This window comes from Lysinibacillus sphaericus, from assembly GCF_000600105.1.
Taxonomy (GTDB): domain Bacteria; phylum Bacillota; class Bacilli; order Bacillales_A; family Planococcaceae; genus Lysinibacillus; species Lysinibacillus sphaericus.
In genome coordinates this window covers 3904500-3920479 of record NZ_CP006837.1, presented here as the reverse complement: position 1 = coordinate 3920479, position 15980 = coordinate 3904500, and the positions used below count along the sequence as shown (strand labels likewise).

The following is a 15980-nucleotide window of genomic DNA, read 5'->3' as shown; positions in this document are numbered from 1 at the left end:
TGCGGCTAATGTTTTGCGTAAAATTGTGTGGGTGACTGGCACTTCTTAGTAAGGTTCGGCATCGTGGCCTTTATCGACTGCGTCTTTTGGTGCATTATCACCGTTAATGTTACCAAGAGGCTTTGCAGACGAAGCGTTTTGTTGCGCCTTTTGTAAACCTTCTTTTAGTAAGCGTCCATATTCCTCATCTGCTTCAGCAGCCAATGCGATCATCGCCTCTTGGATAGCTGTATTACATGCGGATAAATCCCGAATTAAATTTGCTAGTAATTCGTCACGTTCCCATTGTTCAAAATTACGATAAGTTTCACCAGCTTGCTTCGTATTACTTTGGCGATCAATGGATTCGCGCACTAAATTACCTTCAATATATGGTGTGTATTCCTTCGCCGTTTGGGTAGCTTCTTTTAAACCATTTAACATTGATGGCTCATAATTAATATGTGGATTTTGTCCTGGTGCTAAATCTCGTTTATACATCATTTGCCCACCGTTTTGGTTGGTCGCCACTCGTTTTTTCGGCGCATTGATTGGTAATTGTAAATAGTTGGCGCCCACTCGATGACGTTGCGTATCAGAATAAGAGAAAGTACGCCCTTGGAGCATTTTATCGTCTGAGAAATCCAATCCATCAACGAGGACACCTGTGCCGAAAGTTGCTTGTTCTACCTCGGCAAAATAATCTTCAGGGTTTTTATTTAACACCATTTTTCCGACTGGATACCAAGGGAACTTGTCATTCGGCCATAGCTTCGTATCATCCAGTGGGTCAAAATCAAGCTCAGGATGAGGGCCATCCTCCATTATTTGTACATTTAACTCCCATTCAGGATAATCTCCACGTTTAATAGCATCATATAAGTCTTGTGTAGCATGGTTGAAATTCTTTTGTTGAATTTCTTCTGCTTCTTTTTGTGTTAAGTTTTTAATGCCTTGTAATGGCTCCCAATGGTACTTCACAAGGACTGCTTTGCCCTCACTATTTACCCATTTATACGTATTGACACCAGAACCTTGCATCATGCGATAGTTGGCAGGGATACCCCAAGGTGAATAAATAAAAGTGACCATATGGAAGGATTCTGGAGAACTTGCACAGAAATCAAAGAAGCGCTCGACGTCTTGAATATTTGTAATAGGATCTGGCTTAAAAGCATGAATCATATCTGGAAATTTCATGGCATCACGGATAAAGAAGATTTTTAGGTTATTTCCAACTAAATCCCAGTTTCCGTCTTCTGTATAAAACTTGACAGCAAAACCGCGTGGATCACGTAATGTTTCCGGTGAATGTCCACCATGAATAACCGTAGAGAAGCGGACGAAAACAGGTGTTTGTTTGCCTTTATCCTGAAATACTTTTGCTCTTGTATAGTTAGAAATAGGCTCATCTCCAACAACTCCATATGTTTCGAAGTAGCCATGTGCTCCAGCCCCACGAGCATGTACAACACGTTCAGGAACTCTTTCTCGGTCAAAGTGGCTTATTTTTTCAAGGAAATCATAATTTTCAAGAGTTGCTGGCCCTCGATTGCCGACTGTTCGTAAATTTTGATTGTTGGTAACCGGATGACCTTGGCGATTGGTTAATGTATCTTCTTTTTCATGAGAATGGTTCATTACTATTGCTCCTTCCAATTGTACTAAACAAAGTTTGTCCAATTGATTAGCAAAATAGACATAAAAAAACTCTCTTACACACAAGGTGTAAGAGAGTTTCGGATGGCGTTTTCCAATTCATCTGATTGAGTTTTTCATGCCATTGCCAATAGTTGGTGATAGGTCATCGGTCATAAAGTAACTGGTCACATGTCATTGGTTGATCTAAGTTGTAAGTCTACATTAAAGTAGTTTTGAAAACAGCACATCCGACTCGGTTTGGAGTCTCACCGCCCCGAGTTTAGAAATAGCGAGAATCGTCAAATTGTATTTCAACGCTATAGTTTTTGGCATTAATCAAATTAGAGAGCTTATGTGCATCCTTTTCTAGTTGAAGTGAACGTTCACGGTATGCATCTGGCTCGAACATAGCAATTTCATATAACATTGTACCTTCACCATAGCCCATACGTACAGTTTCTTTTTCATGTGTGCCCAAGTGTTTACAAAGTTCAGCTTCAGCGCGAAGTTGTGAAGCCAGTTCAATTGCCTCTACAAGTGCAAGTTGCTCACCTTTAAAGTCTACTTTGTTCTGAATATTCGCCTCATAGACAAGTCGATCTAATGTGCGTATATCAAGGCGTACTTGTGCTAGCTCACTTTCAATAACAGCCATTGCACGATTACTCGTTTTAGGAGCTTGTCCTTTTTCAACAGTGACAAAAGAACTACGATGTAATTCATTAATAAGTTCTTGAACCTTCTTTGCTAAAATGCTTTTTAGTTTAACTGCTTCTGCAAGATTAATCATGAAAACACTTCCTTTTATAGTGTAGTAGATGGTGTTGCATTCGTTAAAAGAGCAATTTGATAGTCTCCACCATGAATTTGGTTGAACATTTTTCCCGCAGAGGCAAGAAGCTTTTGCGCATCCTCAGGTGCAAGGGAAGGGCGAAGGTAGAAAATATGGAGCGCTTCAGTTGTTGCCTCAGAGACAGCTGTACGTTGTGAATCAACGAATGGTGAACCAAAAGGCCCTTCCTCGTCTCGACTAAAGAGAATATGATTGAGCGTATTGAAGCGCCCATTTAACCCTTCGTAGCCCGTTTCTTCATTGCCAAGTGCAATTTCTATGTTTCCTTTAAGGTGTGCTATATCATAAATGCCAACTGGAATTTCGTATTGTAGGGAGAAAAAATTATTTAAATCGACACCAGAATGCAACGGTGTTAAATAGTTTTGCTTACTTACTCGACGCATTAAGCTTTCAGCCGAGTGACGATAACGGTTCGGATCAGCGCCAAGTTGTTTCCAAAGTTGTCGCCATTCTGCAATACCTTCACGTTCAGTTACAGGTTGATCTTGCATTTCTAAATAGAGGTTTTCCTGATATAATTGCAGGCGACCTTTAATCATTTGGGGCGATTCTGCTACGACAATTTTGGTATAATGAATAATGCCGATTTTCAGCTCTGGAAGTTGCGTTAACAACGATGGATTAAGTGAGACTTCCATAAAAAATCACCTACTTTATTTGTTTCTATTATTATATCATGTAAGGAGTTGGAAATAAAATGAACATACATGACCTACAACGAGAGTTTGTGGCGTATGCAATGTCCATTGGCGTTGATAAGATTGGCTTCACAACGGCAGCTCCCTTTACAGAATTAAAAAATAGACTGCGTCGCCAGCAGGAGCTTGGTTTCCAATCAGGTTTTGAAGAGAGCGATATTGAAAAACGTACGGAGCCACTTCAATTATTAGAAGGTGCAGAAAGTATTGTTGCTATAGCTGTCGCATACCCTTCGAAGATGAAGGACGCACCTACTGGTAAAAAGGGGGCTCGACGTGGGATATTTTGCAGAGCTTCTTGGGGCGTCGATTACCATACAGCATTACGACAGCGTTTAGCATTATTAAAAGCTTGGCTGGAAGAGCGAGTGAGCAATGTCCGTATTGAATCAATGGTTGATACAGGTGCGCTTGTAGATAGGGCGGTGGCGGAGCGTGCAGGTATTGGCTGGAGCGGGAAAAACTGCTCGATTATAACACCAGAGTTTGGTTCATATGTTTATTTGGGTGAGTTAGTGACAAATATTCCATTTGCACCGGACAAGCCAATGGAGGACGAGTGTGGCGAGTGCCGTTTATGTTTGGATGTTTGTCCAACAGGTGCGTTAATCGAAGGGGGACAACTCAATTCACAGCGTTGCATTGCCTTTTTAACGCAAACGAAAGGTTACCTCCCAGATGAATTCCGCTCACATATAGGAAACCGGCTATATGGCTGTGATACTTGTCAAACAGTCTGTCCAAAAAATAAAGGCAAAATCAATTGGATACATGAGGAATTTAAACCCGATCCAGAGCTTGCAAAACCCTTATTAACACCACTTTTAACGATTTCTAATCGGGAATTTAAAACAAAGTTTGGTCATGTTTCAGGCTCATGGCGTGGGAAAAAGCCCATTCAACGCAATGCTATATTGGCGCTAGCGCATTTTAAAGAGGAAGCGGCAGTACCTGATTTAATCGAGCTTCTCGAAAAAGATGAGCGACCCGTTATTCGAGGGACAGCAGCGTGGGCATTGGGGAAGATTGGTGGAGAGCAGGCGGCAAACGCTTTACTCGCTGCGCAGGATCAAGAACAAGATGAGGAAGTCCTCGTGGAAATAAACAAAGGTTTACAATTTTTTAGCTAAGGAAGTGTTTCGTTATGCCATTGCATATCGTCTTATATCAACCAGAAATACCAGCAAATACAGGCAATATTGCACGTACTTGTGCTGGTACGAATACCTCACTCCATTTAATACGGCCGCTTGGCTTTTCAACCGACGATAAAATGCTAAAACGTGCTGGCTTGGATTATTGGCATAGTGTCAACGTGGTGTACCACGATTCCCTTGAGGATTTTTTAGAAGCATCAAAAAATGGGGATGTCTATTTAATTGAAACGTATAGTGAAGAACCGTTTACTACGCATGATTTTAGTGACAAAGATCGGGATATTTACTTTATGTTTGGAAAAGAAACGACAGGCTTGCCAAAGGATTTTGCCTATGAGCGCAAAGAAATGTGTTTACGCATTCCTCAAAGTGAGCATGTGCGTTCACTAAATTTATCGAATACAGCCGCAATCGTTATTTACGAGGCTCTACGACAACAGGGCTACCCAGGTTTACACTAATAACAAGCGAAGGACAAAAAAGCGTTCGATTCATTCGAACGCTTTTTGTTATGCCGTTGATGCCCAGTTTTGCATGGAAATTGTGTTAGTGCCTGGCACCACTTTTACTCTTTGAGTGCTTTATTGACTGCTGGCATAATATGAGTGCCAAGTAGCTCAATAGATTTCGCTACCTGCTTGAATGGTACTGCGCCAATATCAAGCTGTGCCATAAAACGTGAATGACCGAAAATTTCATGCTGCATTAATATTTTTTCAATAATTTCATTTGGACTACCAACAAATAGCGCATTCTGACCAGCTGTCATATTGTCAAAGCCTTCTTTAGATAAATGATAGCGCATACCACGTTGTGCATTAACATAGTGCCAATAATTTGAGTAATGTGGATAAAATTCATCCTTAGCCTGCGCTAAATTTTCAGCAAAGTATGCGTGCCCTGAAACAGTGATTTTTGCTTTATTCTCATCGTGTCCTGCTGTGAGCAATGCTTCGCGGTAAACATCAACTAAATGTTTGAATCGTCTTGGATCCCCGCCTAAAATGGCTAAGTTTAGGCCTACGCCATAACGACCCGCACGACTAGCACTTTCAGGCGTTCCACCCACACCGATATGAATGGGGATTTCACGACTAGCGCGTGGTGCAATGTCAGCATGTTGAAGCGGTTTGCGATAGCTGCCACTCCACGTTACACGCTCTTCTCGGTTTAACTTTAACAGTAAAGCTAAATGTTCCTCAAATAGTGCATCATAATCATCTACATCATAACCAAACAACGGGAACGATTCGATAAATGCACCGCGTCCAGCAACAATTTCTGCACGACCATTTGACAGTAAATCTAGTGTTGCAAAATCTTCGTATAGTCGCACTGGATCGACCGTACTAAGTACAGTCGTCGTACTTATTAATTGAATGTTTTTTGTCCGCTGGGAAAGTGCAGATAATACGACTGGTACGGCTGAAACAGCATAATCTAAACGATGATGTTCTCCCACACCAAATACGTGAAGACCGGCTTCATCTGCAAGCTGTCCGTATTGCATTACTTCATCGAGGCGTTCTTTAGCAGTTGGCATATAGCCATTCACCGGATTTTGACCGATATCTGCCAATGTGTAAATACCAAATTCCATGAGAAAGCCTCCTTAAAATTTCAGTAAAATAACATTACCAGCAGGATCTTCTGTTTGGAAACCACCATCAATAGCAGTAACAGGCGCTCCTAATTGTTGCAAGTTTGCTTTTAATGTATTTGCCTGCTCTTCATTATCTAGACGCAGTGTAAAAGATTTTAGACCAATTTGATTTTCTCCAAGCTTTGGTGCCCCTTCAGAATACCAAGTATTTAAACCGATATGATGGTGATAACGTCCAGTAGAAATAAATAATGCTTGCTCACCATAACGAGTGACAATGTCAAAGCCCAAGCCCTTTGTATAGAACGTTTCGGCTGCAACTAAGCTTGAAACCGATAAATGAATATGTCCCATAACCGTATTAGCAGGTAAACCATGCCATTGTCCATCAGCTTCTGCCAATATAGAAGGAATATTAAGCGGCTCAGTTACCATATGCACTTGGTCTGAGCGCCAAGTCCAGTCACTTTCAGGACGATCTACATAAATTTCAATACCATTTTCATCTGGATCACGTAAATAAAGTGCTTCACTTACATCATGATCAGAGGCACCAAAGTAAACACCTGATTGACGGAAATGCGTAATGATATTAGCTAAATCACGGCGTGTAGGTAATAGTAGCGCAAAGTGATAAAGACCGCTTGTTGAGCTCGTTTTTTGTTCAATTGTTGCCAGTTGAACAATTGTAAGCAGTGCTGTTTTACCGTCAGCGGTTAAGGTAGCTCGATTCGCTTCTTGCTGTAAAACTTTAAAGCCAATAATGTCTTGATAGTATGTTAATGATCGTTGTAAATCACTTACTTTAACTTCAACATTTGTGACATATGTGTTCGGTTTTTCATGAAAATGCATGGTAGTATTCCTCCAATATTTTAGTTATGATTGATTATCAAGTTACTTATTGTAAGTAAGTATATTTTATAAAGTGGAGGAAGTCAAGTAGTTAAATTGGTCGAAAAAAAGAAGTAACCGCAATGGCTACTTCTTTAAAATAAGAAAATCACTAAGTATTAAAATATACTTAGTGATTTTCTTGGAGTATTATTTGTCCGCTTTGTAGTCGCCTTCGTACCCAGCAGTGAAAATAGCAGCTAGGAAAGCAACAGTTACACCAATAATTAATAATAACTTCATGGAAGAACCCTCCTCATGTTTATAAGCAATCTCTTTTTAGTATAGCCTATCTATTATAAAAATGAAACGACCTTGCTGAATAAAATATGTCAGAAATGGTTCAGACTTTAATATTTCGGGAAAACTATAATAGAGGTGATAAAAATGGAAAAGAAGGTTCCCAATATAGAAAATGGGACAATGGCTAGAAATTTTAAAGAGTTGCAAGATCTCGGTAAACAAATGGAGCATTTACGAGACGGTCTTGAACTTGCAGAAGATGAACGCATTGCAGATCCAATTCAAGTAGATGATGAACCCGAAGACAAACAATAGGTGTAATATGGAATTTAATGTCTGCTTGAGTAAGCGGGTGAGGTGAGTTACCCGAGAAAAAGAGGTAAATACCCGCGGAATGAGAGGGAATATCCGCGAAGCAGAGGTAAATACCCGCGGAATGGGAGAGAATACCCGCGAAGCAGAGGTAAATCCCGCGATTGAAGTGAGTCCCCACGATAGAGGTGAGTTACCCGCGAAAAAGAGGTAAATACCCGCGAAGCAGAGGTAAATATCCGCGGAATGGGAGAGAATACCCGCGAAGCAGGAGTAAATCCCTCGGAATGAGAACAATCCTTGCGCACAGCAGAAAGAATTCGATAACAGAAACGAATGGTATTATTTTTAATCCAATTTTTTGTATAATGAAACTAGGAAAAGAAAGGGGCTGATGTTTTTGAATATACAATCAACAAAAACGTTAACAAATGGTATTGAAATGCCTCGCTTTGGTCTAGGCGTATACAAAATGACTGAACGTGATGAAACATTACAGGCGATTGATAAGGCATTAAAAGTGGGTTATCGTGCAATTGATACTGCTTCGTTATATGGTAATGAGGTGGAAGTGGGTGAGGCGATTCGTTATTCAGGCATTAAGCGCGAGGATATTTTTGTCACAACAAAGGTTTGGAATACGGACCAAGGTTATGATGCAACGCTACGTGCCTTTGAAGTGTCACTAAAAAATTTAAATATGGATTATTTAGATCTATATTTAACGCATTGGGCAGTGCCTGAAACATTTGAAGAAACATACAGAGCTATTGAGCGTTTGTATGACGAGAAGTTAATTCGAGCAACAGGTGTGTCGAATCACCATGAACATCATTTACAAAAACTATTATCAAAAGCCAATATCGCGCCAATGGTCAATCAGGTTGAATTACACCCATACTTACAACAAGAGGCATTAAAGGCATTTTGTGCAGAGCATGGAATTGCTGTCACAGCATGGTCACCACTAGGGCGTGGGGGTGTGCTTGATAACCCTACTATTCTTGAAATTGCTCAAGAATTAGGGAAGTCAGCTGCACAAGTCGTGCTTCGTTGGCATTTGCAAAAAGATACATTGATTATTCCGAAATCTGTAACAGCCAGTCGTATTGAGGAAAATGCACAAATATACGATTTTGAATTAACGCAGGCGCAGATGGATAAGATGACAACATTAAATCGCAATCATCGTTTTGGCCAAGATCCAGATAATTTCAAATTTAATTTTTAACTATAGAAAATCCCGCTATCAAACTAGTTGAAGCGGGATTTTATTGATGTTATTTCGATTCTTTTACATAAGGAATGTAGTTTGATAGCATTTTTGCCATATGTGCACGTGTCGCGTTGTTACTTGGCATGAATTTGCCATTTGAACCGCTAGCAATCTTTAAATCTTGCATAAGCGCGATAGCATTTTGTGTTTCTTCATTATATTTAGAAATATCGTTGAAATCAGCCGTTAAACCAGTTTTTGCATCATGTTGTAAGTTATAGGCACGTGCAAACATTAATGCAAGTTGAGAGCGTGTTACTTTTGCAGTAGGGTTGAACTTGCCATTTTGACCTTGTACAATGCCAGCTTCTGCAAGTGCTGTAATCTCTTTTTGAGTCGCTGCTTCTAAACTAGTAATATCAGAGAATGTTGTTGCACCTTTAGCTTCTAGCTTTAAGACACGCGCAATAAATGATGCAGCTTGTGCACGAGTTAAGTTTGCATTCGGCGAATATGTTGTTGCCGATGTACCTTGTGTTAAATCACGATAGTAAAGATCACGCACGTAACCTTCTGTTTCAGAACCTTTAGCAATATCCGTAAATGGAATTGTCGCGATAATGCGTCCTTCCACTTTAGCGTCTACTGTTTTAAGTGAATTTAAGTGATCGATGAACATTTCAAAGTCTACTGTACCAGGTTCACTTACACGGCCGTCTGCATAAGCTTTTGCAAGTGTTTCGTAGCCATCGCCACCTTTAGCAGTGAACGTATTTGTAGCACCTTTATAGTAAGCTGCTTTATCAAGTTCTTTACCGTTTAGTTTAATCGATTGAACACGTTTGCCAGCAGGTGCTTTTCCATCAAATTCTACTTGTAGACCAGAGAAGTGTAGGAAGCCACCTGATTCTTTCGGGAACTCTTTTACGCTATGTTCAGCAATTTCATAGAGTTCAGCACCTGTTAAATTTACGATACCAAGTGCATTACCGAAAGGCATTACCGTCATTACTTCACCAACAGTGATATCTCCTGCATCAATGCTCGCACGGATACCGCCACCATTTTGGAATGCGAATTGTACTTCTGGATCAATTTTTTTAGCGCCAGCTAGCATACCATCCGCAATAACGTTGCCTAGATTTGTTTCGCCTGCACGAACGCCCCAAAGTCCACGTTTGCCATCAAGTACTGAAACAGCTGTATTGCCTGTTGATTGTTGCTTAACTGCTGCAATTTTTTCAGTATAAGGCGCTAATAGTTTTGTTGCATCAGCATCTGCTGCTACAGGATTTTCTTTATTATTTAAAGCATGTAATTGGCCGAAGTATTCAACAACAGCACCGTTATCGTCAAATGTTAAATCTAGCTCACCTAAGTTTTCACTATATTGTCCTGTTTGAACAATAATTGTCGGATTTTTAAATGAAGTATCTGCTTTCACAGCTTTATCTAATTTTGTATGTGTATGTCCACCTACAATGACATCGATACCTTCTACTGCTGATGCTAGTAGTTTATCATTATCCCAATCAGCAGAATCGTCATAGCCTATATGAGTAAGCGCAACAATTTTATTGACGCCTTGTTTTTCAAATTCAGCTACTGCTTTTTTTGCAGAGTCGATATAGTTTGCAAATTGTACGTTTGCTACGCTTGAAATAGATGGCGTTTCCTCTGTCGTTAAACCGAAAATACCAACTTTTTCACCGTCAATATCTTTAATTATGCCGTTATAGATTTTACCGTTTTGGAAGTCTTTTGTTACTGTTTGGAATTGTAAGCCATCAAATAATGGGTCTTTTGAGAAGTCGAGGTTGCCTCCAAGTAATGGGAATTCAGCACCTTTAACAAATTTTGCAAGAGCAGCATGACCTTCTGGGCTTGACCCTAAATCGAACTCATGGTTACCAAATGTCATCGCATCGTAACCCATTAGGTTCATTAACTTCATTTCTACTTCTCCAGTAAATTCGTTGAAGTAAAGCGTACCAGTTAAGGCGTCACCTGCATCTAATAGAAGTGAATTTGGATTTGCTGCACGTAACTCTTTAATTTTTGTTGTACGTTGCGGAGCATATTCAGCGTGCGAATGTGTATCATTGGAATGTAAAATTGTTAAATTAAAGCCTTCCTTTGTAGCAGCTGGTGCTGTTTCTGCTGCATGTGCCGCAAAGCCTGGTGAAGCTAGTAAACTGGCAGCTAGAGTTGTTGCTGCAATACTTTTAACCCATTTCATATAATGAATTCCTCCCTCATGTATATGTCAGATGACTGACAATTTACTCTATTCTAACATGAAAGAAATCCATCGTCATTACCAATATTGGAAAAATCAATATTAAAATTATTGTAAAAAATAGGTGAAGTAATTATTAATTCATAAATTCATATTCTAATTTGAAATAAATATTAAAAATGGATATTTTTATTTTTGTAACTTTTCCATAAAAAATAGCACAAACCTTGAGCAGGTTTGTACTACGATGAGGTTGCTATGATTCGTCTTTCACTAAAATGAGCTTATTTAAAAATGGGTGTTCAAATTCTAATTGGATAGCATGTAGTTCATAGTCACCACTTGCCGTTTCACGTGCACCGTACATTGTATCGCCAATAATAGGATGACCGATATGCGCCAAATGTACACGAATTTGATGTGTACGACCTGTTTCTAGTACAAGGTGGACAACACAAGAATGTTTATAGCGTGCTACAACTTCATAGTGTGTGACGGCATGTTGACCTGTCTTTGAAACGACGCGTCGTGTTGGGTGATGACGATCTTTCCCAATAGATTCAGCAATCGTACCAGATGTGGAGCGAAGATTGCCTTGTACCTCGGCAGCATACGTACGAATAATCGTCTTTTCTTCAATCATCCGATCAAAAATGGATTTGGCTAAAGGATGTTTTGCAACTAATAACAAACCTTCAGTGCCCTTATCTAGACGATGTACATGCTCTGCATAGTGAAGGCCTTGCTCTTTCATATGAGCCATTACATGGTTCATACAAGTATGTGTATCGTAGTCATCATTTGGATGGGTGGACATACCCTTTGGTTTAGAGACAATTAAACAGTGATCATCTTCATAAACAACGTCAATTGCACAAACAGGTGTTGGTTTATAGTTAGAAGCTGGGATTGGGAATGTAAATTTTAACATGGTTCCTACTGGAAGTGGCTCCTTCCAAAGTAAGGGCTCGCCATCTATTGTTGTGACAGCCTTTGCCATACGTAATTCATGTACTAGCTTTTTTCCCAGTCGCCAATGATTTCGCAAAAGCTCCTCAACTGTGATATTACTGTCTTTTATTTCATATTGAAACATCGATTTTCCTCCGTGGAATAGGGTCTATTTAGATACCCTTGTTTTTGATACAAAAAAATCCGCTCCATTTCCGCAGGTGATTCACACGAAACAAATGTTAAAGCCGCTAGATAATCTAGCTTGAATCGCAGTCCCGCAGGCATAGCGCGAATTTTCTTATGTTGTTCTGTCTTTTAAACAATATACTTACATGAAAGAGAGCTTTACTTTGCTTTAGAAGCCTTTAGTAAATAGAAGCTAGCTCCTGCAATTAAAATAAATGCAGTTAGGGCCAGAAACGGGATTGTAATGAACCCAAGCCAGTTTATGTATTGACCTGTACAAGATACGGCACCACAAGATGGGGCAGATGCAGCTAAAAAGCTTAGTTTCTGAATACCATAATGATAAAGTGATACTGTACCCCCCATTATAGCAAAGACGGCTGTTGTTACCGCAATACGTGTATTTTTTTGAATAAGGGCTATAGTAGTCATGATTACAATTGGATACATAAATATACGTTGAATCCAACACATTTTACAAGGCTCGTAATGACGAATTTCAGAAAAATATAAAGAACCGAGTGTTGCAACGACGGACACTATCCAAATAAATAATAAACTATTTTCCTCTTTTTTAGACATATCAAAACTCCCTTTATTATAACGCTGTACTTGTTAAGATTATATGTGTTTTGAATTTAGAAGTAAAATGTTTCAATTATAACCAGCCAATACGCTCATAGCATTCCAAAATCTGTTGGAAATTCAGTCTAAAGTATGAATGGCTCAGGCAGACACCTGCGACTTGGAAATGTTATCATTACTAGTAGTAATGCCAATAAAAAGAGGTGTTTTTGTGAGAGAGAACGAGCACTCCAATATTAGTATTTTAAAGGAAATTGCTGAGTTATTGAACGAAGAAACAGAAATCGTCACAACATTAAAAGGCGCACTAGTAAAGTTTTTAAATGGCACAAATTTTGAAACAGGTTGGATATTCTTTATTGACGAAAAGGGACGATCAGAGCTCGTTGTCCATGAAAATTTACCAGAGGCACTTGAATATAAAAATTGTCACTATTTAAAAAAGGGAGGTTGTTGGTGTGTCTCCCGCTATCGCAATGAAGAGTTAAAAAAGGCTTCGAACATTATTGAATGTCAACGTATCGAAAGTGCAATTGCTGCGAATGTTGGCGATCACGATGGCATCACACATCATGCAACAGTACCACTTCAATCGGGGCAGGAACGTTTTGGTGTCTTGAATGTAGCGTCCAAAAATACAGTGCGTTTTTCAGAGGAGGAACTTGCTTTACTTGAATCAGTTGCCTTTCAAATGGGCTCAGCTATTAAACGGATATTATTGACAAAGCAAGAGCAGGAAATGGCACTTGTGAAAGAACGTAACCGATTAGCACGTGACTTACATGATTCTGTCAACCAGCTATTATTTTCCGTGACATTAACGGCGAGGGCTGGCATTGAAATGAGTAACGATAGTGAAGTAAAGGAAACGTTTAAGGAAATTCAACATTTAACACAAGATGCTTTAACTGAAATGCGTGCACTAATATGGCAGCTACGACCAAAAGGCTTGGAAAATGGGTTATTAGAAGCGATAAAAGTGTATGCAGAAATGCTTGGCTTAAAGCTTCATGTTACCGTATCGGGCGTACTACAATTTCCATCTCGTATTGAAGAAACATTATTTCGTGTGGCACAAGAGGCACTTAATAATGTTCGTCGCCACGCTGGAGTACTTGAGGCGGCACTTTATATTACTGTCACAGCTACGGATATATTATTAGTTATTCGTGATGAGGGACGAGGCTTTGTGATTGATCATGATACTAAGCTTCTATCTATGGGCTTACAATCGATAAAGGATCGGGCTAAATCGGTAGGAGGTACTGCTGACTGGGTAAGCGAAATTGGCAAGGGAACTGAACTGCTAATTCGTTTACCGTATTGAGGGGGGAACGACAATGATTCGTGTACTAATTGCAGATGACCATCATGTAGTCCGACGAGGATTATTATTTTTTTTAAAGACACAGAAAGATATTGAAGTTGTAGGGGAAGCGAAAAATGGTGTGGAAGCGGTCGCACTTGCTGAAAGTATACAGCCGGATATTATATTAATGGATTTAGTAATGCCAGAAATGGATGGTATTCAAGCAACAAAACGTATAAAAGCTAAGTTTCCACAAATTGAAATTTTAATGTTGACGAGTTTTTCTGACCGAGATCATGTTGTACCAGCTATGGAAGCTGGAGCGGCAGGATATCAGCTAAAGGATATTGAACCCGATGAATTAGTATTATCAATTCGTCGCATTATGCAAGGGGAACATACTTTGCACCCTGAAGCAACATCGACGCTTGAAATGGATCGACAACAATCAGAAAATGCACTACATGTGTTAAATCCACTAACCCCGCGTGAGCAAGATGTACTTGCTGAACTTACGAAGGGAAAAAGCAATCGAGAAATTGCATCATCTTTATTCGTTACGGAAAAAACAGTGAAAACACATATTTCAAATATTTTTACGAAACTACAAGTACAAGATCGGACGCAGGCTGCGCTATATGCAGTAAAGCATGGATTGACAGAGGGCAGTGGTCAGTAGAATAACCCGAAATGGGACAAAAGCGAAAAAGTGTTAGATTGATTAAAGGCAATCTAACACTTTTTGTTATGTGCATTTTGCAAAGATTCACCATGTCGTTCATATAAGTTTATTGATTATGACTAAATAATTTGTTCGACATTTCTTGCAATGTAGTACTCGGCGTAAGGGCCAAGTCTTCATTTAATTTTTGTTCGTAGGTTAAAAAAACAGAGTGAGCCTGTTTTTGCATTCCTGCATCAATCAACAGTTTTAAGTATTGTTCGATTTTATAATCATTATAAGGGTCGAACTCTAATAAGCGATTCAGATAATCTATGGCCACTTCTGTTTCATTCATTATGCTAATTTGAAAGCCTTTTTCCAATAACTCTATGTAGGATTTAGTTAGCTTATCTCTGTCTGCAGTAGCCCATTCATAATCATCAAAAATGAGTAGCCCATCTTTATAAATGGCAAGGCATTGATTGATTAATGACAGAGGGGGGCAATCTAACTTCTTGAAATCACTAAAATAATCTTGGAAGTCATATAAATCACACATGATATTCGGTTTTTCAAAAACATAATACTTATTTGAAAATATAATACAATTGGAATATCCCATATTATTTAACGTTTTCCTTAAATAGGATAAGGCTGTATGCAAATTCGATTTTGCGCGAACATAATCTAAATTTGGCCAAAGAATTTCAATGAGAACATCCCGATGAATGGGCATGTTTGGATGTAATATGAAATAAGCAAATAATTCCTTTGTTTTTTCTGTTTTGAAGGAAACGAGACTATTGTTGCTATAGGTAGCGAATTGATTAAAGCATTGGACGTTTAACGTAGTATTAGAAGTTTGATGTACCAACTGTTGCATAGAAAATTCATGTTCAATACGTGATACGGTTTTTTCTAATCGTGCTAGGCTAATCGGTTTAAGTAAATAATCAAGTCCTCCAATTTCATATGCTTGTATGGCAAAATCTGAATACGAAGTAATAAAGATAACAATTACATGTGGTCGATTGCTTTTGATAATATCAGCAACTTCAAGCCCATTCAGTTCATCAAGCTTTATTTCTAAAAATATGACTTCAAAGTCCAGTGATGGAAGGCTATTTAAAAATAGCTTTACACTAGTGAAGGTTTTAGTAACCTCTATTTGTTGAAAGTTTTGTAGCTTATTTTGAAAATAGTGTAAAGCTAGAGGTTCTTTGTCTATTAAAACGGCTCGAATCACATCAAAATCTCCTTTATACAATTAAATTGAAAACCATTAAACTCTAGTTCATTGTTTTTGAAAAGGTCTCCCCCTTATTAGAGGATAGAAGTTTTTTATGTACTGTTAAGAGAATTGAAATAATTGTATAAGCGTTTATAATTAAACTATTTTGAAAAAATAAAAATATAATAGTTAAACTAGAAATTTGATTGAAGG

The 15980-nt window shown here is 38.9% G+C and carries 15 protein-coding genes; 6 read left to right on the top strand and 9 right to left on the bottom strand.

Annotated elements, in window-relative coordinates:
* Positions 1–45 precede the first annotated feature (45 nt).
* The 3 genes from T479_RS18940 to T479_RS18930 all read right to left on the bottom strand — a co-directional run bounded on the left by T479_RS18940 (position 46) and on the right by T479_RS18930 (position 3114).
* A complete protein-coding gene (locus tag T479_RS18940) occupies positions 46–1620 on the bottom strand; it encodes a catalase (protein ID WP_025220538.1) in 1575 nt (524 codons plus the stop codon).
* 280 nt (positions 1621–1900) lie between these two features.
* Positions 1901–2410, bottom strand: a complete 510-nt coding sequence (locus T479_RS18935; RefSeq protein ID WP_024362339.1) for a hypothetical protein — start codon at positions 2408–2410, stop codon at positions 1901–1903.
* Between the two features lie 14 nt (positions 2411–2424).
* Positions 2425–3114 carry a B3/B4 domain-containing protein gene (locus T479_RS18930; RefSeq protein WP_025220537.1) on the bottom strand — a complete coding sequence of 230 codons (690 nt, stop codon included), beginning with the start codon at positions 3112–3114 and terminating at the stop codon, positions 2425–2427.
* A gap of 59 nt (positions 3115–3173) precedes the next feature.
* Between T479_RS18930 and queG the strand changes: the two genes are divergently transcribed.
* Both queG and trmL read left to right on the top strand, forming a co-directional pair.
* The gene (queG, locus tag T479_RS18925) at positions 3174–4304 is read left to right on the top strand and encodes a tRNA epoxyqueuosine(34) reductase QueG (RefSeq protein WP_025220536.1); all 1131 of its coding nucleotides are present in this window, start codon (positions 3174–3176) and stop codon (positions 4302–4304) included.
* A gap of 14 nt (positions 4305–4318) precedes the next feature.
* Complete coding sequence (gene trmL / locus T479_RS18920; protein ID WP_025220535.1) at positions 4319–4792, top strand: tRNA (uridine(34)/cytosine(34)/5-carboxymethylaminomethyluridine(34)-2'-O)-methyltransferase TrmL; 474 nt, start codon at positions 4319–4321, stop codon at positions 4790–4792.
* A gap of 104 nt (positions 4793–4896) precedes the next feature.
* Here trmL and T479_RS18915 read toward each other — a convergent pair whose 3' ends face one another.
* Positions 4897–5931: an LLM class flavin-dependent oxidoreductase gene (locus T479_RS18915; RefSeq protein WP_025220534.1), complete on the bottom strand. Its 1035-nt coding sequence runs from the start codon at positions 5929–5931 to the stop codon at positions 4897–4899.
* A gap of 12 nt (positions 5932–5943) precedes the next feature.
* Complete coding sequence (locus T479_RS18910; protein WP_024362334.1) at positions 5944–6789, bottom strand: VOC family protein; 846 nt, start codon at positions 6787–6789, stop codon at positions 5944–5946.
* A gap of 426 nt (positions 6790–7215) precedes the next feature.
* On the opposite strand from T479_RS18910, the gene T479_RS23970 reads away from it, so the two are divergent.
* Complete coding sequence (locus T479_RS23970) at positions 7216–7386, top strand: hypothetical protein (protein WP_162832714.1); 171 nt, start codon at positions 7216–7218, stop codon at positions 7384–7386.
* A gap of 397 nt (positions 7387–7783) precedes the next feature.
* Entirely contained in the window at positions 7784–8614 is an 831-nt protein-coding gene (locus T479_RS18905; RefSeq protein WP_025220533.1) for an aldo/keto reductase, read from the top strand.
* A 49-nt stretch (positions 8615–8663) separates the two neighbouring features.
* On the opposite strand, the gene T479_RS18900 is transcribed toward T479_RS18905, so the two are convergent.
* The 3 genes from T479_RS18900 to T479_RS18890 all read right to left on the bottom strand — a co-directional run bounded on the left by T479_RS18900 (position 8664) and on the right by T479_RS18890 (position 12560).
* On the bottom strand, positions 8664–10838 hold the full coding sequence (locus tag T479_RS18900; RefSeq protein WP_025220532.1) for a 5'-nucleotidase C-terminal domain-containing protein: 2175 nt from the start codon (positions 10836–10838) through the stop codon (positions 8664–8666).
* Positions 10839–11094: 256 nt separating this feature from the next.
* Entirely contained in the window at positions 11095–11934 is an 840-nt protein-coding gene (locus T479_RS18895; protein WP_025220531.1) for an RluA family pseudouridine synthase, read from the bottom strand.
* Between the two features lie 203 nt (positions 11935–12137).
* Entirely contained in the window at positions 12138–12560 is a 423-nt protein-coding gene (locus tag T479_RS18890; RefSeq protein WP_025220530.1) for a disulfide oxidoreductase, read from the bottom strand.
* A gap of 214 nt (positions 12561–12774) precedes the next feature.
* Here T479_RS18890 and T479_RS18885 point away from each other — a divergent pair, with 214 nt between their 5' ends.
* Positions 12775–13890 carry a GAF domain-containing sensor histidine kinase gene (locus T479_RS18885; RefSeq protein ID WP_024362329.1) on the top strand — a complete coding sequence of 372 codons (1116 nt, stop codon included), beginning with the start codon at positions 12775–12777 and terminating at the stop codon, positions 13888–13890.
* Between the two features lie 13 nt (positions 13891–13903).
* Positions 13904–14551 (top strand): response regulator, encoded by a 648-nt coding sequence (locus T479_RS18880; protein ID WP_024362328.1) that lies wholly within the window; start codon positions 13904–13906, stop codon positions 14549–14551.
* Positions 14552–14660: 109 nt separating this feature from the next.
* On the opposite strand, the gene T479_RS18875 is transcribed toward T479_RS18880, so the two are convergent.
* Complete coding sequence (locus tag T479_RS18875) at positions 14661–15782, bottom strand: response regulator (RefSeq protein ID WP_024362327.1); 1122 nt, start codon at positions 15780–15782, stop codon at positions 14661–14663.
* Between the last annotated feature and the right edge of the window lie 198 nt (positions 15783–15980).

Excerpts from the sequence above, each read along its gene's own strand:
- T479_RS18935 (WP_024362339.1), bottom strand. The coding sequence starts at position 2,410 with ATGATTAATCTTGCAGAAGCAGTTAAACTAAAAAGCATTTTAGCAAAG.
- T479_RS18940 (WP_025220538.1), bottom strand. The coding sequence starts at position 1,620 with ATGAACCATTCTCATGAAAAAGAAGATACATTAACCAATCGCCAAGGT.
- T479_RS18900 (WP_025220532.1), bottom strand. The coding sequence starts at position 10,838 with ATGAAATGGGTTAAAAGTATTGCAGCAACAACTCTAGCTGCCAGTTTA.
- T479_RS18890 (WP_025220530.1), bottom strand. The coding sequence starts at position 12,560 with ATGTCTAAAAAAGAGGAAAATAGTTTATTATTTATTTGGATAGTGTCC.
- T479_RS18910 (WP_024362334.1), bottom strand. The coding sequence starts at position 6,789 with ATGCATTTTCATGAAAAACCGAACACATATGTCACAAATGTTGAAGTT.
- T479_RS18915 (WP_025220534.1), bottom strand. The coding sequence starts at position 5,931 with ATGGAATTTGGTATTTACACATTGGCAGATATCGGTCAAAATCCGGTG.
- T479_RS18880 (WP_024362328.1), top strand. The coding sequence starts at position 13,904 with ATGATTCGTGTACTAATTGCAGATGACCATCATGTAGTCCGACGAGGA.
- T479_RS23970 (WP_162832714.1), top strand. The coding sequence starts at position 7,216 with ATGGAAAAGAAGGTTCCCAATATAGAAAATGGGACAATGGCTAGAAAT.
- trmL (WP_025220535.1), top strand. The coding sequence starts at position 4,319 with ATGCCATTGCATATCGTCTTATATCAACCAGAAATACCAGCAAATACA.
- T479_RS18895 (WP_025220531.1), bottom strand. The coding sequence starts at position 11,934 with ATGTTTCAATATGAAATAAAAGACAGTAATATCACAGTTGAGGAGCTT.
- queG (WP_025220536.1), top strand. The coding sequence starts at position 3,174 with ATGAACATACATGACCTACAACGAGAGTTTGTGGCGTATGCAATGTCC.
- T479_RS18930 (WP_025220537.1), bottom strand. The coding sequence starts at position 3,114 with ATGGAAGTCTCACTTAATCCATCGTTGTTAACGCAACTTCCAGAGCTG.